Raw genomic sequence first — 20,016 nt, forward strand, 5'->3', positions numbered from 1 at the left:
GCTCGATAACGGTTCTCTCGAGGATTTCGACGTCGGACGAGGCGGGCTCGAGATCAACTCAGCGTCGCGTTTTTGAAGCGAGCGTAGCCGACCCCGAGCGGAACGAGAATCCACATCGCGACGATGAGCCAGGCGAACCAGTTCTCGAGGTAGAACGGAACCTCGCCGGCCACTCGTCCCGCGGCGGTCATATCGAAATCTCCCGCGCCCGCGAAGTCGACGAGAGTGAGCGCGATCGCGCTGAGCGACTGCCCCGGGCTCAGCCGCAACACGAACAGGTACCAGGCGGGAAGCCCGTCGAACCCGGGGAGGCTGCCCTCGAGCGCCCAGTAGATCCCCATCGTAACGAACTCCCAGAGGAAGTCGAAGAGCACGAAGAACCCGAGGACGCCCGCGAGCGCTTTCGCGCGGGAACTGACGCTCGCCGAGATGCCGACCGCGACCGCGACGTAGACGAGTCCCATAATCAGCGAAAAGACCAGGAGTCCGAGATAGTCGACGATCGCGAACCCGTCGTACAGCGCGCCGATGACGACCGCGCCGACGACGAAGCCGATCACCGTCGGGATCGCGACGACGCCGGTTCGGCCCAGGACCTTCCCGAGGATGACGTCACGGCGGGTGTTCGGGAGCCCGAGCAGAAAGCGGATGCTCCCCGACTCGCGTTCGCTGACGATCGCCTGATAGCCGACGACCAGTCCGATGATCGGGATCAGAAAGCCGATCGGCGTGAACAGGAAGCTGAGCGCCTCTTCGAACGCCGGTGTCGCCCCCTCGGTCGCGAGGAGGTACGGGATCGACGAGACGCCGGCGACGAGCAGGATCAGCAGTACCGTCAACGCCCACAGCATCAGCGACCGCCCCGCGTCCGCGAAGTCCTTTCTGGCGATGTGTACCCAACTCATGCGTCGATCACCTCCGAGTCAGCGCCGGCGAGTCGGTCATCGTCCACGGTCGTGAGCGCCGCGAACAACTCCTCGAGCGACGGCTCTTCCGAGGTAATGTCGGCTATCTCGGCACCGGACGCCTCGACGGCGTTAATGACCGCCGCCTTTCGGCCCGAGTCGTTCAACACGACGACGATGTCGTTCTCCGAAAGGTGAACGTCCGAGACGCTCCCCATCGTCCGAAGCTCCGAGAGCAGTCCGTCCGGCACCGCATCGACCGTGACGAGAAGCCGCGATTCGGCGTCGAACTGATCCTTTAGCGCGTCGATCGTGTCTTCGGCGACGAGTTGTCCGCCGCGCATGATGCCGACCCGGTCGCAGATCGCCTCGACCTGTTCCATGATGTGACTCGAGAAGAACACCGTCGCACCGCGGTCGACCTCGTCCAAGATGATCTGGCGCATCTCGCGAGCGCCGTTCGGATCGAGACCCGACGACGGTTCGTCGAGAATCAGCAGTTCGGGCTCGCCGACGAGCGCCATCGCGAGTGCGACGCGCTGTTTCATGCCGGTCGAGAAGCCGCCGGCTTTGCGATCGGCGGCCTCCTCGAGACCGACTCGCCGGAGCAACGCGTCGGGGTCGTCGGACGCTCCCTTCGTATCGACGGCGAACTGAACGTGCTTTCGCGCGGTCAGGCGGTCGTACATTCCGAAGTCCTCGGGGAGCACGCCGGTCGACTGACGGATAGCGAGCGACTCGTCCCCGATATCGTGACCCAGAACGGTTCCGGAACCCGCCGTCGACGGAGTAAATCCGAGGAGCATGTTGATCGTCGTCGATTTCCCGGCACCGTTCGGTCCGAGAAATCCGTACACCTCGCCGCGTTTCACCTCGAGGTCGAGTCCGTCGACGGCTGTAACGTCGCCGAACCGCCGCGTGAGCGAATTTGTTCGTATCGCAACCATTTTGTTCGGACGAAGAAACAGGGAGTACACTCAAATATTTTTAGTTTATGATGTGAGTGAAAAGATGACAGCGCGGGCACCGCGAACCGACGGTGCGAATGGTGTCTCGACGAGGCAGCGCCTTTTTGGAAAGATTCCGCTTTTGCGAGGCAACTGATTCGTTTCGGGGAGGACGTTCCAGAAAATCGGCGTACGAATCGACAACGCCGCACTCGGGCCCGGCGCGGCGGCTCACCGGCAGTCAGGAGTCGTCGGACTCGAGTTCGGCGTCGCTGCGTTGCGTGTCGTCGTCCGGATCGACCGTCGCGTTCGTTCGACGGAGTTCTTCGTCGGCCGAAACCGCCGCGTCGGTCCGGCGATCGGCGTCGTCCGGACTGAGTTCGGCCTCGGGATCGTCTTCCGTCAGCGCCTCCGGATCGACCGTTGCACCGGGATCCGTCGGTCTCTCCTCGAGTTCCTCGGAAGCGTCCGTCGCTGCTCCTCCCGTCCGATCGCTCGAATCGGGTGCACCCATCTCGGTCGGGACGGGGGAGTCCTCCGTCAGAACGACCCGGTCGTCGGTGGCTTCGCGAACGAACGTTTCCTCGATCGGCCGAACCTCGTCGGTTTCGATCCTCATCGACGGCGTGAGCGGATCCGATCTCTCGGCCGTTGGAACCGGGCTCACGCGGGCGACGGTACCATCGACCGCGGCAACGACGCCGACCGTTTCGCCGTCGGCGGTCTCGACGAGTTTCCCGATGTCGTCGTCCGTGAACGATTCACACACGGGGCGAACGTATCGACAGTCGAGAAAATTTGTGGTGCCTGCAACAGCCGGTTGCGCGTCCGCCCGTTTCGCGTTCAGAACCGGCACCCGAGGGACAGCCGAGCCTCACTCCGTGGCGACCGAGACGTCGTCAGCGTCGGCTTCGGGCGTCGAGTCGTCGGCGTCGGGCGTCGGGCCGCCGGTCGGTCGGACGAAATCGCGCTCGAGGTGAATTCGCGTGTCGCTGATCTCGCGAACCGACTCGGCCTCGAGAACGAAGGGATCGCCGATCTCCTTTCGGCCGACTCGGATCAGAATCTGATCTACGGCGTCGGGTGCCGGTTCGACGCGAGCCGTTTCGCCGTCGGCCGACGCGACGGTTCCGATCACCTTGCCGTCGGCTCGCTCGACGAGTTTACCGATCTCCTCGTTCGTAAACGTCCCGGACATACTGTTACCTACCGCGTCTCGATCAATAGAGGTACTGCCTGCGCCGGTCTCGACTTCATCGGTCTCGACTTCATTAGCCTCGCCTCCGTTGGCTTCGGGGGAGGGTCTACTGCTGGAGGGGGACTCCAGCTGTTCGGCCCACGTCGAGGAGACGAGCGGCGCGACGGCGGGAAAGACCATCATGAGGACAAACAGCGCCAGCATGACGGTCGCGACGGCCGTGATGCCGATCGTGGGATCGAACGGGACGATACTCGCGACGGTGCCACCGGTAGTGACGAGACTCATTGACGGTTATCGACACGTTACGACCCGGGTCCTATGAGGATTTCTGTTCGCGGTAGCTCTGGTCGGTCCGATCCCCGCCGCCCGTCGACGGACCCGACCGACACGGAACGGAGAGCGGCCTCGCGTCGACTGACGCGACGGTTCCGACCACCTCGCCGCCGGAAGCGCCGACGAGTTCGCCGATCTCGTCGTCCGTAAACGTCACGCGCACACTGACCGTCTACCCGGTATCGACGAAACCGATACGGCCCCCGACAGCCCGTCCTTGGTTAGTCGATCGGGAACCGCAGAATGGCACCGATCCCGTCGAACGCGTCCGCGAACCGGTTTCCGTCCGGGAAGTCGTCGGGAACGACGAGCGTGTCGCCGCCCTGTTCTTCCGTTCGTTCGCCCAGCGACTGGAGCTGTGGCGCGTCGAGCGCCGTCGAGAGCAACAGCGTCTCGACCGCGTCGTACTCGAGCGCCCGGTCAACCTCGTCGTGGCCGTACGCGATCTCGCCCGAGCCGACGTCGCCGAGGAAAGTGTCGAGCGCCTCGCGGGCCTCGCGCCGGTCGCGCTCGTCGATCGCTTCCTGTCCCTTCCCGGCGAGTTGCTCGAGTCCCTGCTCGCTGGCGTACTCGACGGCGAACTCGCCGACGATCTCGTCCTCGAGGCGGTGATCGAGGTCGGCCTCCTCGCGGAACCGCTCGATCGTTCCCGTCGTGCCGCCGAGCAGCAGGCCGTCGACCTCGTCGTCCTCGAGGAAGGTGTACGCGGCCCGCTCCGCGACCTCGTCGAAGAACTCGCGCTTCTGGCGCTCGCGGTCGCGCTCGAAGCGCTCGGCCGACTGGCCGCCGGCGCTGGATTTCCCGGGGACGTCGCTGTCGAACGAGTCGATCGGTTCGACGCCCTCGTCGTCGAGTCGGCCCAGCGCCGCGCCGCCGCGCTCGACGACGAGCAGTCCGTGCGTCGAGGAGGGCTCGGTGATGGACTCCAGCGGCTCGAGGTGGAACTCGTTGCTGTGCTCGTACACCGACTCCTCGATCTCGACGGGGAGATCGTCGAAGACCGACGTGAGGAGGTCGCCACCGGCGGCACCCGCGTAGATGACGAGTCCGTTCTCCGGAATCTCGTCGTACTCGTTCAGGTTCCGCCGGACGGCCTCGAGCGCGTCGACGAGCGGCTTCGGAAACGACCGCTCGTCGAGCTGGGTCGCTTCGGCGTAATCGGTTTCGACGGGCTGGCGCGCCTCGCCGATCGATTTGTCGGGCGGAACGACGAGGGTGACGAGCACGTCCCGGTCGGCGACGGTTTCGGAGAGACGATCGAGCTGCTCGTGGAGTTCGTAGTCTGAGAGTGCCATGGGACTCGAGTACCGATCCGAAAGCGGAGTGGTCGTCGAACCGGCAACCGTCCCCGACTACAGGAAGCGAGCGATTAGAAGGACGGCCGGCGGTATCATGCGTCGCGGCTCGAGCGTGCCGACCGATCGGCGCTCAGTCCGAACGCTGCCACTTCGGCTCGTCCGTCACCGACGACCGGTCCTCCGCGCGGTGAGCGTCGCGGTCCGATCGAACGTCCTCGATCCGGAGCGGTGAGGAGGGGAGTCGAGATCTGATATCGATCGATTCGCTCCCGAGGACCGCAAAGCCCGCGAAGATCGTCAGGAAGCCGACGACGGCCAGCGGCGCGATCCGTTCGCCGAGAAGCGCCCAGCCCCCGATCGTCGAGACGACCGGTACGACGTAGAAGATCAGGTTCGCCTGGATCGCGCCGGTCTCGTCGAGGAGGGCGAAGTACGCGAGGTACGCGAGGACGCCGGCGAAGACGCTGACGTAGCCGAGCGCCAGGACCGCGCCGGTGGTCCACGTGATCGCCGCCGCCGATTCGCCGCTCGCCAAGGCGAAGCCGTGACTGAGCGCCGCCGCGAGCGGAAGTCCCCACGCGATTCGAACCGAACTCGAGAGCGTCGCGTCGGCCCGCCGGATGAGGACCGCACCGAGCGCGGCGCTCACCGCGCCGGCGAACAGGATCGCCCGTCCGAACGCGTCGCCGCCGAACAGCATCGCCGGGTCGGGGCTGACCACGAGCGCGACGCCGAGCAGACCGAGCACCATTCCGATCGTCCCGCGAGCGGAGAGTCGCTCGTTCGAGAGCAGGACGGCCGCGAACACGGGTGTCAGGATCGGGTTGAGACTGAAGACGATCGACCCGACGGCGCTGGTCGCGTACTGCTGGCCGACGAACAGGAGCGAGTTCGCCAGTCCGATCACGAGAACGCCGGTCGCGAGGATCCCGACGACGTCGCCGCCGGTGCGCGGGAGCAACTCCTCGCGAGAGGACCGGATCGCCACGTACGCCAGCATGAGAACGGCGGCGATATCGAACCGGATCGCGACGAACAGCAGCGGCGGAAAGTACTCGAGACCTGCCTTCGCGGCGACGAACGTGCCGCCGAAGAAGACGCTCGAGAGGACGAACAGCGCGAGGGTTCGGCGATCGATCACTGACTGTACACCTCCGTTCGATCGAACGCGGAGCGTGAAAATTCCAGAAGCATCATCTTGGTATTCCGTACGAACGCCGGGCATATAGTTTCGTTCAGAAATTATTTCACGTCAAGAAAAGACCCTTCCCCGCGCAGCTGTTTCGTGACGTGAAATTATTTCACGGTGCGAAAGCGGTTTAGTCGGGGAGGCCGGAGCGGGAGTATGGAATCGGCACTCGAGGAGATCGAGTTTCTCGCGCTCTCGGCGAACCGCGTGGAGGTGCTCAGCCTCCTCGCCGAGCGGCGCCACCGCCGCAGCGAACTGGCCGAGGCTACCGGCGCCTCGCAGGCGACGCTCGGCCGGATCCTCGGCGACTTCGAGGAGCGATCGTGGATCAGACGCGACGAGGAGGCGTACGTGGCGACGGCGACGGGTCGGATCGTCGCTGCGGGGTTCACGGATCTCCGGGAAATTCTCGAGGCCGAGATGCGACTCCGCGAGGTCGTCGACTACCTGCCGACGCACGCGATGGACGTCGACCTCCGACGGCTGGCGGACGCGACGATCACGCTTCCGACCCAGACGCGGCCGAACGCGCCGCTGTCCCGTCTCCTCGGACTTCTTCGAGAGGCCGACGAGGTTCGCGCGTTCTCCCACGCGTTCAACGAGCAGACGCTGACGATCGTCGAAGAGCGGACGACGGCGGACGAACAGCGGTTCAAGGGCGTCTTCTCGCGCACCGCTATCGACGCACTGGCCGAGGAGTCGACGCTTCGGAGCCAGCTTCGGACGCTGCTCGAGTCCGACCGGGCCGAACTCAGGGTTCGCAACGAGGGCGTCCCGATCGCAGCGATGATCGTCGACGAGACGGTCTACCTGCTCCTGCGCGACGAGAACGGCGTTCTCCGGGCCTCGATCGATACCGACGATCCGGCCGTGCGCTCGTGGGCCGAGGATACTTACGATCACTACTGGCGGACGGCACAGCCCCTCGAGCCGGATGCGCTTTCCTCGTAGCGTTCGCCGATCCGCGGGAAACGCGGCGATCCAAGAAGGGCTGGTCCGACCGGAGCGGGCCCGGCGGAGACTCCTGCGGACCGATCAATCGCGATTCTAGCCGCTCCATTCGCCGGTGAGATCGTCTGCGAGGTTCGTTCGCCAGTTTTCGAAGTCGGTTTCGCAGGTCTCGTTTTCGTCGATGTGATCGATGAAGCCGGCGCCGGGATCGGGCAGTTCGCCGCCACAAAAGGGACAAGTGCCGGGATCGGACCAGTTCGTCGTCGCGTTCACGGACATAGTACTCGGCAGGTCATCGAACCACCATATAAATTTAACCGGCAAACATACAAGACACCTAGTACGCCATTAAATCACGATCATATCAAACTGGACTATAACGTATCGAGCGGTGCGCCGCGTTCGTCGATCTCCCCGCGAACGATCCGCGTCGAGGAAATTCGGTCACCGTCTTCGGCGAGCACGTGCGGGGCGACGATTCCGGTCAGCGGATCGAGACCCCGATCTCTTCGGGTTTCGTTGATCGCCTCGAGTTCGTCGACCGTTTCGGGCGAAGCGACCAGCGCGTCGATCGCGGGATCGTCGACGATGATCTCTGCGGGCCGTCCAGTTCGCTGATCGTCACGTCTCGATCCCGCTCGTCGATGGTTTCGACGACCGACTCGAGTGATCGCTTTCGCTCCTCGCAGGACGGGATCGGCCGCGAGACGGAGCGCGTCTCGACCGCGAGTTCGTCGCTCGTCAGCCCGACGATCACGCGCTCCTCTCCGAACCGAAGGGCGTGATCCAACGACACTCAGGTGGCCGTCGTGGATCGGCCCGAACGTGCCGGCGACTGCAACGCGCATACCGCTTCGACGAGGCGGAGCGGCAAGAAGGCCGCGTCGTCGAACGAAGGGGACCTTCAGCAACCGTCGGGCGACGGAGATCGAGCGTACGGCGAACACGCTCTCTACTTCCGGTACGGAAAAATCAACGGACGAAAGCCACGGTCTGGAGCCGAACAGGAGCGCGTTTCTACGACCCTTCGGCCGTCGTTCGCGAATCTCGCTTGCGCGGGATCCGTTACTGAGCCTTCCCACCATCCGCGACGTGGATGGGTTACGGGTCGCTTTGGTCTCCTTCGAGGCGTTTACCTCGTCCCCGTCTGACCGGGTCTTCAGTTGTACCCCTCACCCGACGTTCGAATCGAGTTGTTCGGTGTCTCCTCGCGGCTTCGTCCGTTACATCTTGTGGTACGCTACCAATACACATAAGACTTGCTCGCCTCAGTATTCCCGGACTGTTCGGTCGAGAGGACGATTTCCTCGAGCGACGTGCGATTCGCTTCGCACCCACTAACCGTTGCGCGAGTCGGATGTCGGTCGCGACCGTCTCGGACGCCGAGTTCGAACGGCTCGAGGGAGGCTCCGTTTCTGCAGCCGGAAGGCGAACCCGCGCGAATTTTCACAGGGGGATCTGTGACCGCGAGCGAGACGACTCAGTCGTCGTTCGGACCGACAGTCGGCGATTCGATTTCCGATCCGGTGGAAACCTCGTCGAACAGAGGACTCTGCTCACCGGGAACGAACGTGTTGAGCACCAGCGCCGACAGCGCGGTCAGGATGACGGGTTCGCCGAAGAAGGTCCGGGCGGCCGACGGCAGTCCCGCGAGCGCTTCGGGGGTCGTCGCGATGCCGAGACCGAGACCGAGGGAGACGGCGACGATGACCATGTTCCGGCGGTCCAGTTCGGTGTGGAGGATGATGAGTCGGACGCCGCTTGCGGCGACCATGCCGACCATGAGCAGGACGGCGCCGCCGAAGACCGCGCTGGGGATCGTCGTGACGACGGCGCCGACTTTTGGACTGAAACCGAGCACACCGAGAATGATCCCGCTGACGGCGACGACGTGACGGCTCATTACACCCGTGAAGCTGACGATTCCGACGTTCTGGGAGAACGTCGTTACCGGGAACGTGGCGAAGATCGAACCGATCGAGCTCACGATCCCGTCGGTGAAGAGCCCGCCGCGGACCTCTTCCTCCGAGGGAGATCGGCCCTCGGCGGCCGTGACGCCGGACATGTCGCCGACGGTCTCCATCGCGGAGACGAGAAAGAGGAAGGCGAAGGTGACGATCGCGATCGGCTCGAACTCGAAGCCGTACCTGGTCGGCGAGGGGACGGCGACCCACGCCGCGTCGCCGACCGGCGAGAAGTCGACGAGGCCGAGCGCGACGGCGGCGGCGTAGCCGACGACGATGGCGGCGAGAATCGAGAGGAGGCGGGCGACCCCGCGAGTGAAGAGGTTGAGACCGACGGCGACGGCCAGCACGAGCGCGGCCAGACCGACGTTGTGGAGGGCACCGAAGTCCTCCGCGCCGACGCCGCCCGCGGCGTACTCCATTCCGACGGGGATGAGGTAGAGACCGATGATGACGACGACGAGTCCGGTGACGAGCGGGGGGAAGAAGGGTTTGACGCGGTTGAACTGCCAGCCGATGAGTCCCTCGACCGCGAAACCGCTGACGAGGATCGCGCCGAAGACCGCGGCCAGTCCGAAATCCGCGCCGATCGTCGTGATCGCGCCGACGAACGTGAAACTCGTCCCCATGACGAGCGGGAGTCGGGCACCGACGGGACCGACCGTGTACGCCTGGATAACCGTCGCCAGTCCGGAAAAGAGCAGGATCATCTGGACGATGTAGGCCGTATCTCCCGGAGCGAGGCCGACGCCGTCGGCGACGATGTACGCCACCGCGGTCGCCGGCACGATCATCACCGCGACGTGTTGCAGGCCGAGCAGGATCGATTTCGGCCACGGCGGCCTGTCGTCGAGACCGTACTCGAGTTCCATCTCCCCGTCCGTGTTAGCCGACATGCTATGGCCGCCACGTTACGAACCGCCGTACAAAAAATTTCGCAATGACGCCCATATCGGCGCCTATTCACCCACTAGTTATTCACTTTCGTGCACAGAATCGAGGACCGCGTCGGCGTCGGCGGTCTCCAGCGTCTCGTGAACCGTCACCTCGCCGCCCTCGACGGTGATGTCGATGAGACTCGTCGCCTCGAACGCCGTCTCGTCGAGCGCCGAGTCGCCGACCTTTCGCATGACGACGACGATGTCCGCGATCTCGGCACCGATATCGTCCAGGGACTCACAGATCGCCGCCAGCGTTCCGCCGGTCGAGAGCATGTCGTCGATGACGACCACGCGGTCTCCCTCGCTGATATCGTTGATGTACATCTCCGACTCCGAGTAGCCCGTCTCCTGGTGGAGCGACACCTCGCCCTCGAGGCCGTACGGACGCTTGCGGATCACGACCAGCGGAACGTCGGTCTGGAGCGAGACGGCGGTCGCGAGGTGAATCCCCATCGCCTCCGGCGCGACGATTTTGTCGACGTCCAGATCGGCGGTCTTCATCACCTCGACGACGACCTCTCGCAACAGGGCGGGATCGAGCATCGGGACGCCGTTGCTGATCGGGTGGACGAGGTACTCGTAGCCGTCCTTGTCGATGATCGGTGCGTCGTCCAGCGAGTCGAGGAGTCGCTCCATACCGTGGGTTCGGCCAATCCGAGTAAAAGCGGTTCGTTCTCGAGGACGGCCGAGACGGCACCGTTCGACGGAGACGGTGAGCCGACGCCTCGTCCGCTCGGGACGAGTAGCGAACGAAGCTATAGTACCAGCTGAAACGGTTTCCACACCGATCGCACAGCCGTCGTGCGATCGGGTGTGCACTGACTTTCAGCGGTTACTATAGAGATCCGCAACGTTCGTTCGACGGTCGTTCGCCGCGCCGGTGATGCCCACATCACGTTTAACCGTTTCGCGTGAGAAGGGGTGTTAATGAGCAGGCAGGCCGAAAACGGGACCCAGGAGGGTGTGCTAGGCCTCAAGAGCGGACTCGACGCGCTCCGACGGAGCCGGGATTTTCGGGGACCCGTCGAACCCCTCGACGATCACGAGCACGCAAACGATCACTTTGCGCTTATTTACGAGAGTCAGGAAGAGCAGTTTGCAGCCGTCATGCCGTTCATCCGACAGGGCCTGGAACGAGGCGAACGGTGTCTCTACATTGCCGACGACCGCTCTCGGGAGACGGTTCTCGAGGCGATGCGGGAGTACGGAATCGACGCGGACGCCGCGCTCGAGTCGGGCGCGCTGATGGTTCAGACCAAGCAGGATACCTACCTCCGGAACGGTTCGTTCGATCCCGACGACATGATTGCCTTCCTCGCCGACGCCGTCGACGACGCGATCGAGGAGTACGAGGGGCTGCGGGTCACGGGCGAGATGAGCTGGGTGTTCGGTGACGATCTCGAGATCGAGGACCTCCTCGAGTACGAAGGAAAGCTCGACACGCTCTTCCCGGACGTGAACGGAATCGCGCTCTGTCAGTACAACCGCGAGCGGTTTGCCCCGGAGATCATCCGCGACGTCGTTCGGACTCACCCCCACATCATCCACGACACCGTCGTCTCTCACAACTTCTACTACACGCCGCCCGAGGAGTTCTTCGGCCCCGACCAGCCCGCCAACGAAGTCGACCGGATGCTCGGGACGCTACACGACAGAACCGAGGCGAAGGCGGAGCTAAAGGGACGCCAGCAGTTCCTGCGCAAACAGAACGAGGTGACGGCCGATCCGAACCGCTCGTTCGAGGAGAAGCTACAGACGCTGTTCGAACTGGGGTGCGAGCGGTTCGACCTCGAACTCGGCGCGATGGCCCGCGTCGACACCGACGACGACTGGTTCGAGGTCGAGTGCGTCAGCGACGACCACGCCCACTTCGAGCCCGGCGTCGAACTGCCGCTCTCGGAGACCTACTGTACTGCTGCCACCGAAATCAAAGCCGCAGGGTGCGTCTCCAATCCTCGAGCGGAAGGGTACGACGACATCTTCGTCTATCAGGAGTTCGGCATCCGCGCGTATCTCGGCACCTACGTGGCGGTCGAGGGCGGCACCGACCGGACGTTCTTCTTCGTCTCCTCCGAACCGCGCGAAGACGGGTTTTCCGATGACGAACGCGCCTTCCTCCAGTTGATGGGCCAGTGGGTCCAGTACGAACTCGAGCACCACCGGCGCGAACAGGATCAGCAGACGCTGTACGAGATCGCCGCCAACACGGACCGGACGTTCGACGAGAAACTCCAGGCCCTGTTCGAACTCGGCTGTGAGCGGTTCGACCTCGAACTGGGCGGCCTCGCCCGTATCGAACCGGAAACCGATCTGTTCGAGGTCGAATCCATCAGCGGAGAACACGAGCACCTCGAACAGGGAGCCCAGGTCGATCTCTCCGAAACCTACTGCCGCGTCCTCACGGCAGACGGAGAGACTGCCGGTATCACGAATCCGACGGAAAACGGGTTCGACGACATCCGGGCGTTCGAGGAGTTCGGCGTAAACGCCTACCTCGGAACGCGTATCGGGTTCCAGGACGAGACCGACAGGACGCTGTTTTTCGTCGCGTCCGAGCCGCGAGACGCGTCGTTCTCGGAGGCCGAACGCACGTTCCTCCACCTGATGGGACAGTGGTTGCAGTACGAACTCGAGTACCGCCAACGCGAACGAACCCTCAGAGAAACGGTCGACCAGTTACAGCAGTCGAACGATCGGCTGAAACAGTTCGCCTACGCCGCCTCCCACGACCTCCAGGAGCCGCTCCGGATGATCTCGAGTTATCTGCAGTTACTCGAGAGTCAGTACGGCGACGAACTCGACGAGGACGCGATGGAGTACATCGACTTCGCGGTCGATGGCGCCGACCGAATGCGGGCGATGGTCGACGACCTCCTCGCGTACTCGCGGGTCGAACAGTCCGACGGAGAACTGCAACCGATCGACTGTGAGACGGTCCTCGAGCGAGTCACGAGCGACCTCCAAGTGCAGATCGAGGAGAGCGATGCGGAGATCGTCGCCGACTCCCTGCCGACGGTCCGGGGTAATCGCGAACAACTCGAGCAACTGTTCTCCAATCTGCTCTCGAACGCCATCAAGTACAGCGGCGACGACACGCCTCACGTGGAGATTACCGCCAGACGACGATCCGACCGGTGGCTGTTTTCGGTTGCCGACGACGGGATCGGCATCGAACGGGAGAAAACGGAGAAGATCTTCGAGGTCTTCAAGCGACTCCACCACGACGACGAGTATCCGGGAACGGGGATCGGGCTCTCACTGTGCCAGGAAATCGTCGAAAACCACGGCGGAGACATCTGGGTCGACTCCGAACCCGACGCGGGATCGACGTTCTTCTTTACGCTCCCTGAACGAACGGCGAGGTAAAACGACGGGAACATGGACGACATCGACATTCTACTGGTAGAAGACAACCACGGCGACATTCACCTGGTCGAACGAGCGTTCGACACCCGAGCGCTAACCGGGACGTTACACACGGTTCAGACCGGAGACGACGCCCTCGACTGGCTCCATCAGCGCGGGGAGTTCGCGGACGCGCCGCGTCCCGACCTCGTGTTGCTGGATCTGAACCTGCCGGGGACCAGCGGTCACACCGTACTCGAGGAGAGCAAATCCGACCCCGACCTGCGGCGGGTCCCGGTGATCGTCCTAACGAGTTCGCGGGCCGAAGACGATCTGATCGACGCCTACGATACCCACGCTAACGCGTGTCTGATCAAGCCCGTCGATCCCGAGGAGTTCGCGGATCGTATCCAGGCGTTCGTGGAGTTCTGGGTCACCACCGCGACGCTCCCCTCGACTCCGGGGGCACACTGAGAGTTCTGACGCCGGAAACCCGAGGCTACGCCGCCGCTCGGGTGTGAGGCCGTGTTCAGATACTACTGTGAGTGATCAGCGCACGGTGAGACCACCGTGTCAGCCCCTTTCAGTCCCACCCGCGATGGCTGGCCAGGAAGCCGACTCAGGTGGGACTGAAAGGGGCTGGGCCTCTCGGGGAAGGCGGGCGACGTGAGCACGCGAGCGGGGCGAGCGCGCAGCGAGCCCCCCGATCCGAGAGGCCAAGGGGCTTTCGTGGTGGTCGATTCTCTCGGCGAGTCGGTGTGAACGGGGAAAGGCTAATACGGCCGTTCGAAGTCCGTTCACACGTGCATGTCATTATCTAACAGGAATTCGTACCAGCGAGTTCGCGAGCGGGTGAAGAAGGGACTCTACCCGGTGATCGATCGCCTCGGGGTGGAGACGGCAATTCGGGTCGCGACGCCCGTCTCCGTCGCGGACGCCGAGGCGGCGCTTCGGGAAACGCTTACCGGGGCGGGATTCGAGGTGCTGGCGGACGTGGACGTTCAGGCCATCCACCACCACTACAACCTCGAGTATCCCGAGTTCAAGATCCTCTGCGTGGGTAACCGGCCGGAGATGGAAGCGGGACTGGAGACCGATCCGGGTCTCGGTGCGTTCGTGCCGCTGTCGGTGATCCTCTACGACCTCGACGGGGAGACGCGCGTGAGTGCGATCCGGCCGACCACCCTGCTGGCACTGTTCACGGACGACGACCTTCGTCGAATCATCCGGGAGACCGAGGCGACCATCTGGGAAGCGCTCACCGCGGGCGTTCCCGACGCCGAGGTGCTCAGCGAGGAGCCACCGTTAGCACCAGGCGAGGGGGAAATCCGAGCGCGGATCAAGCAGTCGCTCAACCTCGTGCTCGCGCTGGTCGACGCCGAGTACAGTATTCACGTCTCGAGCCCGCTCCCGCGAGAGCAGGTCGAGGTCGAGGTGCGAGACGCCCTGGACCGACGCGGGCAAAAGGTCCTGGGCGAGGTCGGTGACACGCTGCTCGTCGGCAATCCCGGACAGGCGCACAAAGCGCTCGCGATCGAACCGGATATCGCGGTCTTCGTCCCGCTGTCGGTGACCATCTCCGAGGAGGACGGCGAGACGCACGTGCGAACGGTCCGGCCGTCGACGCTGCTCGCGTTCTTCGCCGATCCCGACCTTCGGGACGTTCTCCAGGAGATGGAGCTACTGCTGTGGAACGCGCTCGTCGACGGCGTGCCGGACGCGACGGTCCACAGCCGACAGCCGCCGCTCCCGCCGAGCGGCGGACAGCGGACGACCGCGGCGGAACTGCCGGGGCGACTGGGATCGGTCGACCGCTCGCGGTGAGGCGTCAGGTCGGTCGCCGCCTGCCGCCCTCGAAGCCGACCGCCGCGACGAGAACGGCCAGCAGGAGGTGGAGCGCGTTCGTCGGCCAGTTGACCCCGCCCCGTCCGGCGAGGATGCTGACGATGCCGCCGAGGGCGACGGCTCCGTAGATGACCCCGCCGAGTTTGTTGAACAGCGTCGCGCCCCCGACGTAACGGGCCAGCCCCAGCCCGAGGAGCCCCGTCAGGACGTGGACCACGTTGATGCTCGGCGGGATGCGGAAAACGCCGAGGAGCCGGTCGCTGTTCGACAGGACGCCGCTGGCGTCGACGACGCCGAGCGCGACGAGCGTCGCGCCGAAGAACGTCGCCGCGCCTCGCTGCGGGTCCCGCGGGCCGCTCGCCTCTCGAGTCGCCGTCGCGGTAGTCATGGTGTGGTAGACACCAACGTGGAGATCGAAAAGCGTTGTGTCGGCCGGGATGCGAAGCGAACCGGGCGGGAGACGTGACGGATTCGCCCGAGACGTTTTGCCGCTCTCCGTGGGAGTACCGGTATGAGCAGCGAGAGGCGTCGCGGCGAACTGACGCTCGTGTTCACGGTCGCGGCGGTGGAGCGACTCGCGAACCCGCCGGTGGCCGTCGCCGACGCTCGTGGGTGGAGCACGTCCGTTGGCGTCGTCGGCGACGGCGAACCCGACGCCGTGACGGACGCCGTCGAGCGCGCGGACGTCGATCCGGACTTCGTCTCGGGAGCGAAGGGAACCGCGGGCAGTCTCGCGGCCGTTCGCCAGCGGCTCTCGACCGACCGGTACGTCGTCGTCGGTTCCGACGACGAGGTGCGACGAACCGCGCAGGCGCTCGGCTGGGAGTACCTGCCGCTCGAGGAGGCGGCCGCGAAGGCGGGTTGGGAACTCGCAGACGGGTGATTCGTCGTTCGTCTACGCCTCGGCGAGGGCGTCTTCCACGGACTCGAGCACCCGCTTGAGGACGTCCTCCAGAGTCTCCTCGACGGGATCGGTGAACTCCGCGACGGTCATCCCCCAGGAATCGTAGCCGGGCTCGACCGTAAGGATCCGCGTGTCGGCCGGAAGCGCGTCGAACGCGTTCGCGATGACGACGACGTTCTCGACGGTGTTCGACCCCATCGCGCACTCGCCGATCCGCGCGACGAGGTCGTCGTCGGAGACTTCGAACGCGGCGGGGTCGTACTCGCGGACGGTGCCGGGACTCTCCGAGGGCTCGCCGTCGTTCAGTTCCCCGCCCCGCTTCTCGGTGCCGACCAGGATCACGGTCTCGTACGCGCCCTCGTCGATCGTCTGGTAGGCCGCGATCGGGGTGTGGCTGCAGTCGGCGACCGCGACGCCGGGGAGATCCCACTCGAGGACGCGGTAGGCGACGACCGTTCCGAGCGCGAGGTCGCCGAGCAGCGGATAGCCGACGCCGGCGACCAGCACCGGGTCGTCGTCTCGGCCGCCGACGAGACCCGCCGCAGTCCCCGACTCCCCCGGTCGGTAGGCGTCGTCGAACAGCGGTCCCGACTCCGTCCCCTCGCGGAGGGTCCCCGCGCGGCCGTCGAACAGCGGTCGGGAACCATCCTCGCTTTCGTCGGTCGTCATCGGATCACCGGCGGTCAGTCCCCGCTGATGATGTCGCGGATCGCCTCCTCCGCGGGCTGGTCTCCGTCGGTGAACGAACAGCCACAGGAGGTGACGTCCTCCGCGATGACGTCGCGCTGGCGATCCGTGTGCAGGTGGACCGTACACGGCATACACGGGTCGAAGCTTCGGATCGATCGGAGGATGTCCATCCCCGAGAAGTCCTCCTCGTCGGTGAACTCCTCGAGCAGCGGCGTGTTCAGCGCGGCCTCCTCGTACGGGCCGGGGTTGCCGAAGGGATCGGTGGGCGACGCCATCCAGGTACTCGGCGTCAGGATCTGGTAGGTGTCGATAACGCCGTCCTCGATGACGACGTGGTGGGTGAGGTAGCCGCGGCCGGCCTCCCAGAAGCCGACGCCGCGCTGGGTACCCGACGATGGGACCTCGAACGGCGTGTGGATGTCGGACGCGCCCCGCTTCAGCAGTTCGAGCGCCTCGACGAACCCGGTGTAACAGACGAGCGAGCAGTAGGCGACGTGGTAGGCCTTCGCCCGCATCCGTTCGGCGGCGTTCAATCGGTCGGGAACGTCCCAGCGCAGTGTCATCTCGGGCTGTTCGGTCTCGGGCAGGTGGAGGTTCAGTCCGTCGCCGGTCGGCTCGATGTACGGGTTCTCGACCTCCTCGGCCATCGCGGTCAGCCAGTGTCGGGAGTGGGGGCCGGTCTCCATCACCTGACGGTCCCATCGGGGCGAAGTCCCCCACGTGTACTTCTCGCGCCAGGACTTCCCTTCCGGCTTCGGGCGCGTCTCCTTGTTCCAGGGATGGTACGGGCTGATCGGACCGCCTGACGGCGTCTCCGAGAAGCGCGGCTCCTCGTCGTCGGTCCAGTCCTCGTAGTAGGAGTGGTCGACGAACTCCTCGAGGCCCATGTCCACGTCCGTCAGGTTCGTCGTCACCAGTTCGCCGTCGACGATGACGCCGGGCGTCGACAGTCGGGCCAGTCCCCACTCGTCGGCGTCCTCGTAGCGGGCGTTGTACACCGCGGGGTCGTCCCAGATGCCCGTTCCGACGAGGTTGATCGGTCGCTCGCCGACGTGCTCGTATCCCTCCAGATTCTCGAGCAGGAAGTCGAGCAGGTCGTCCCAGACGAACGCGACCTTCTTCGCGTAGTCGAAGAAGTGGTTGAGTCGCGTGTAGAACTGCTGGAACGACGTCCGGGTGAGCGTCGTCGTCAGCCCGCCCGGCGCGATGGTCGACGGGTGAGGGTACTTGCCGAGCATGAGCGACGCCGCCTGCCGCGCCTCGCGGGTGTTTTCCAGGGCTTCGAGGTAGAGTTCGCCCTCGAGCGGGTTCATCGCCGTCATGATCTCGCCGACCGTCTCGTAGCCGTGAACGTCTTCGTGGGGTGCGCTCGTCTCCTTCGCCTGCTCGACCACGTCCGGGTTGCTCTGGGAGAGCAGGGATTCGGAGTAGTCCGGCCCCGCCAGCAGGAACAGGTGCAGCGAGTGGTCGTAGAGGAACGCCGCGGCCTGTCCCATGTTGCGCGCCCAGACGCCCATCGGCGGCGGTTCGACGGGGAACGCCATCTCGAGAGCCATCGACGAGACGATGGAGTGAACGGCCCCGCAGACGCCGCAGGCGCGACTGGACAGGTCGATGGCGTCTCGCGGATCGCGCCCCTCGAGGATGATCTCGTAGCCGCGAAACAGCGTCGCCTGGGAGTGTGCCTCGAGTACCTCCCGATTCTCGAGGTCGGCCTTCGCGTGGAACGCGAGCGCCCCGGCGACGCGGGTCACCGGATCGATGTTCACGTCCTTGACGTTCTCGCTGAGCTGATCCTCGCGTTCGGCCGACTCCTCGGTTACCCGTTCGCCGCCGTTGGTCTCCCCGTCCCCGAGGCCGTTGGTCGCGACGCCGTCGTGGTTGTCGGGAACTGCAAAGCCGGTTTCGTCGGTGAGGATCGAATTCCCCTCGTCGTCGAACTCGATCGGAAGGTTGTCGAATGTCATGGGTTCGTGGGTCGGTCGGTCTGGTCGGACGAGGTCGCCCGGTCGCGTTCCGCGGCGCGGACGCGCCGTCCGCGGTGGGCGGTGAGCCGCTCGCGGGCCTCCCGCGGCATTCCCGCCAGAATCGATTCGTACATTTCCTCGGGGTCCGCATCCTCGAGCGGGATGTCGGCCGTCGCGTCGTCGCAATCACAGGCGGCCGATTCGGTTTCCGTCGTCGGCCGCTCGACTGTTTCAGCCTCGCTCGCGAGGTACGGATCGCCCTCGTCGTCGAACTCGATCGGAAGGTTGCTGAAACACATGCGACTCAGCCACCCCACTCCGGTTCGGGCTTTTCTTCCTCGGCGTAGTGGGCGTCGCGGCGCTGCATCCACCGGTACATGCGCTCTTCGATGCCGGGAGCCTCGTCCCAGCGGACCTCACGGTCGAGCTTCTCGATCGAGCGGTGGCGGAGCCGCTGCATGACGCCGCCGAGGAACTTCGAGGCCGTCGAGGAGATGCCCGCGCCGGGCGGCTGCGTGAAGTACGGGGTGAACTTGTCCGGGAAGCCCGGCATCGTACAGCCGATGCACTTGCCGCCCATGTTCATACAGCCGCCGATCCCGTCGCTGTTGCGCCGCGAAGGCATGTTACACTTCACGACGGGGCCCCAGCAGCCGGGCACCTTGACGAGACACTTCTCGCTCCCGTACTCCTCGGCGAAATCGCCTTCCTCGTAGTACGAGCCGCGCTCGCAGCGTCTGTGGACGGTCTCGCCGAACAGCCACTTCGGTCGGCCGAGTTCGTCGAGTTCGGGCAGCGGGCCGACGTCCTCGACGTAGAACAGGAGGTGGGCGACGGTCTCGATGAAGTTGTCGCCGATCGGCGCACAGCCGGGGACGTTGACGACGGGGAGACCGAGGACGCTCCGGTAGTCCCGGCCGAGGTAGTCCATCGTCCCCATCGCGTCAGTGGCGTTCCCCTTCGCCGCCGGGATGCCGCCCCAGGTGGCGCAGGTACCGATGGCCAGCACCGCGGCCGCACCCGGTGCGAGGCGGTCGAGCCAGTCGACCATCTTGATCGGTTCGCCGTCCTCCTCGCCGAGCGAGATCCAGTAGCCGTCGCCGTCGATGAGTCGCTCGTTCGGGACGCTCCCCTCCACGATCACGACGTACGGGTCTCGCTCGCCGTTCGCGGCGGCCTGGAATTCGGCGACGTACTCGTCGCCCCACTCGACGGACAGCACGGGGTGGTGGAGTTCGATCCTGGGCAGGTTCGGGATATCCCCCCGCAACAGGTGCTCGAGCCCCGGCTCGGTCGCCGAGAGCACCGACACCGAACAGCCGTCGCAACTCTCGCCGGCGAGCCAGTAGGCGTGGAGGACGTCCTCCTCCTCGACGACCTCGCCTTCGCCGGCCTCTAGCCCTTCGGCCGTCCCCTCCGGTTCCTCGGGCCACAGCGCACCCTCGTCGGTGTCCGACTCGAGGCCGGCGTCGTGCTCGGTCGGCCGGGTCGGTTCGTCGGGTGTGCTATCCATTACCAATCACTGGTACCAGTAAG

Annotated in this window: 20 protein-coding genes and 1 pseudogene; 5 read left to right on the forward strand and 16 right to left on the reverse strand. The window is 65.2% G+C overall.

The window, feature by feature from the left end:
• Positions 1–53 precede the first annotated feature (53 nt).
• The 7 genes from NED97_RS15515 to NED97_RS15545 all read right to left on the reverse strand — a co-directional run bounded on the left by NED97_RS15515 (position 54) and on the right by NED97_RS15545 (position 5,825).
• Positions 54–905 carry an ABC transporter permease gene (locus NED97_RS15515; RefSeq protein WP_252487923.1) on the reverse strand — a complete coding sequence of 284 codons (852 nt, stop codon included), beginning with the start codon at positions 903–905 and terminating at the stop codon, positions 54–56.
• Positions 902–1,852 carry an ABC transporter ATP-binding protein gene (locus tag NED97_RS15520; protein ID WP_252487924.1) on the reverse strand — a complete coding sequence of 317 codons (951 nt, stop codon included), beginning with the start codon at positions 1,850–1,852 and terminating at the stop codon, positions 902–904. Before NED97_RS15520 ends, NED97_RS15515 begins: the two co-directional genes overlap by 4 nt.
• A gap of 241 nt (positions 1,853–2,093) precedes the next feature.
• A complete protein-coding gene (locus NED97_RS15525; RefSeq protein WP_252487925.1) occupies positions 2,094–2,621 on the reverse strand; it encodes a hypothetical protein in 528 nt (175 codons plus the stop codon).
• A 105-nt stretch (positions 2,622–2,726) separates the two neighbouring features.
• The gene (locus NED97_RS15530; RefSeq protein ID WP_252487926.1) at positions 2,727–3,338 is read right to left on the reverse strand and encodes a hypothetical protein; all 612 of its coding nucleotides are present in this window, start codon (positions 3,336–3,338) and stop codon (positions 2,727–2,729) included.
• A gap of 31 nt (positions 3,339–3,369) precedes the next feature.
• The gene (locus NED97_RS15535; RefSeq protein WP_252487927.1) at positions 3,370–3,549 is read right to left on the reverse strand and encodes a hypothetical protein; all 180 of its coding nucleotides are present in this window, start codon (positions 3,547–3,549) and stop codon (positions 3,370–3,372) included.
• A gap of 58 nt (positions 3,550–3,607) precedes the next feature.
• Positions 3,608–4,681: a Vms1/Ankzf1 family peptidyl-tRNA hydrolase gene (locus tag NED97_RS15540; RefSeq protein ID WP_252487928.1), complete on the reverse strand. Its 1,074-nt coding sequence runs from the start codon at positions 4,679–4,681 to the stop codon at positions 3,608–3,610.
• 133 nt (positions 4,682–4,814) lie between these two features.
• Positions 4,815–5,825: a DMT family transporter gene (locus NED97_RS15545; RefSeq protein ID WP_252487929.1), complete on the reverse strand. Its 1,011-nt coding sequence runs from the start codon at positions 5,823–5,825 to the stop codon at positions 4,815–4,817.
• 204 nt (positions 5,826–6,029) lie between these two features.
• On the opposite strand from NED97_RS15545, the gene NED97_RS15550 reads away from it, so the two are divergent.
• Complete coding sequence (locus tag NED97_RS15550; RefSeq protein WP_252487930.1) at positions 6,030–6,824, forward strand: helix-turn-helix transcriptional regulator; 795 nt, start codon at positions 6,030–6,032, stop codon at positions 6,822–6,824.
• A gap of 96 nt (positions 6,825–6,920) precedes the next feature.
• Here NED97_RS15550 and NED97_RS15555 read toward each other — a convergent pair whose 3' ends face one another.
• The 4 genes and pseudogenes from NED97_RS15555 to hpt form a co-directional block, all read right to left on the reverse strand.
• On the reverse strand, positions 6,921–7,103 hold the full coding sequence (locus tag NED97_RS15555) for a DUF7501 family protein (RefSeq protein ID WP_252487931.1): 183 nt from the start codon (positions 7,101–7,103) through the stop codon (positions 6,921–6,923).
• 95 nt (positions 7,104–7,198) lie between these two features.
• Positions 7,199–7,672: pseudogene (locus NED97_RS15560) on the reverse strand (phosphopantetheine adenylyltransferase).
• A 632-nt stretch (positions 7,673–8,304) separates the two neighbouring features.
• Positions 8,305–9,684 (reverse strand): uracil-xanthine permease family protein, encoded by a 1,380-nt coding sequence (locus tag NED97_RS15565; RefSeq protein WP_252487932.1) that lies wholly within the window; start codon positions 9,682–9,684, stop codon positions 8,305–8,307.
• Positions 9,685–9,762: 78 nt separating this feature from the next.
• A complete protein-coding gene (gene hpt, locus NED97_RS15570) occupies positions 9,763–10,365 on the reverse strand; it encodes a hypoxanthine/guanine phosphoribosyltransferase (RefSeq protein WP_252487933.1) in 603 nt (200 codons plus the stop codon).
• Positions 10,366–10,656: 291 nt separating this feature from the next.
• Between hpt and NED97_RS15575 the strand changes: the two genes are divergently transcribed.
• The 3 genes from NED97_RS15575 (at position 10,657) to NED97_RS15585 (ending at position 14,898) form a co-directional block, all read left to right on the forward strand.
• Positions 10,657–13,095, forward strand: coding sequence for an MEDS domain-containing protein (locus NED97_RS15575; protein WP_252487934.1), 2,439 nt, complete (start codon positions 10,657–10,659; stop codon positions 13,093–13,095).
• A 12-nt stretch (positions 13,096–13,107) separates the two neighbouring features.
• A complete protein-coding gene (locus tag NED97_RS15580; protein WP_252487935.1) occupies positions 13,108–13,548 on the forward strand; it encodes a response regulator in 441 nt (146 codons plus the stop codon).
• 378 nt (positions 13,549–13,926) lie between these two features.
• On the forward strand, positions 13,927–14,898 hold the full coding sequence (locus NED97_RS15585) for a DUF302 domain-containing protein (RefSeq protein WP_252487936.1): 972 nt from the start codon (positions 13,927–13,929) through the stop codon (positions 14,896–14,898).
• Positions 14,899–14,902: 4 nt separating this feature from the next.
• Here the strand turns inward: NED97_RS15585 and NED97_RS15590 are convergent, their stop codons facing one another.
• Entirely contained in the window at positions 14,903–15,307 is a 405-nt protein-coding gene (locus NED97_RS15590; protein ID WP_252487937.1) for a DUF4383 domain-containing protein, read from the reverse strand.
• A 123-nt stretch (positions 15,308–15,430) separates the two neighbouring features.
• On the opposite strand from NED97_RS15590, the gene NED97_RS15595 reads away from it, so the two are divergent.
• Positions 15,431–15,802, forward strand: a complete 372-nt coding sequence (locus NED97_RS15595; RefSeq protein ID WP_252487938.1) for a DUF7124 domain-containing protein — start codon at positions 15,431–15,433, stop codon at positions 15,800–15,802.
• 12 nt (positions 15,803–15,814) lie between these two features.
• Here the strand turns inward: NED97_RS15595 and NED97_RS15600 are convergent, their stop codons facing one another.
• The 4 genes from NED97_RS15600 to NED97_RS15615 are packed head-to-tail and all read right to left on the reverse strand — an operon-like array spanning position 15,815 to position 19,993.
• On the reverse strand, positions 15,815–16,492 hold the full coding sequence (locus tag NED97_RS15600) for a hypothetical protein (RefSeq protein WP_252487939.1): 678 nt from the start codon (positions 16,490–16,492) through the stop codon (positions 15,815–15,817).
• Positions 16,493–16,506: 14 nt separating this feature from the next.
• Positions 16,507–18,480: a nickel-dependent hydrogenase large subunit gene (locus NED97_RS15605; protein WP_252487940.1), complete on the reverse strand. Its 1,974-nt coding sequence runs from the start codon at positions 18,478–18,480 to the stop codon at positions 16,507–16,509.
• The gene (locus tag NED97_RS15610; protein ID WP_252487941.1) at positions 18,477–18,779 is read right to left on the reverse strand and encodes a hypothetical protein; all 303 of its coding nucleotides are present in this window, start codon (positions 18,777–18,779) and stop codon (positions 18,477–18,479) included. The genes NED97_RS15605 and NED97_RS15610 overlap by 4 nt, the downstream gene beginning before the upstream one ends.
• A 5-nt stretch (positions 18,780–18,784) precedes the next feature.
• Positions 18,785–19,993, reverse strand: coding sequence for an NADH-quinone oxidoreductase subunit B family protein (locus NED97_RS15615; protein ID WP_252487942.1), 1,209 nt, complete (start codon positions 19,991–19,993; stop codon positions 18,785–18,787).
• Positions 19,994–20,016: the final 23 nt, after the last annotated feature.

Source organism: Natronococcus sp. CG52, from assembly GCF_023913515.1.
In the GTDB taxonomy this organism is placed as follows: Archaea; Halobacteriota; Halobacteria; order Halobacteriales; family Natrialbaceae; genus Natronococcus; species Natronococcus zhouii.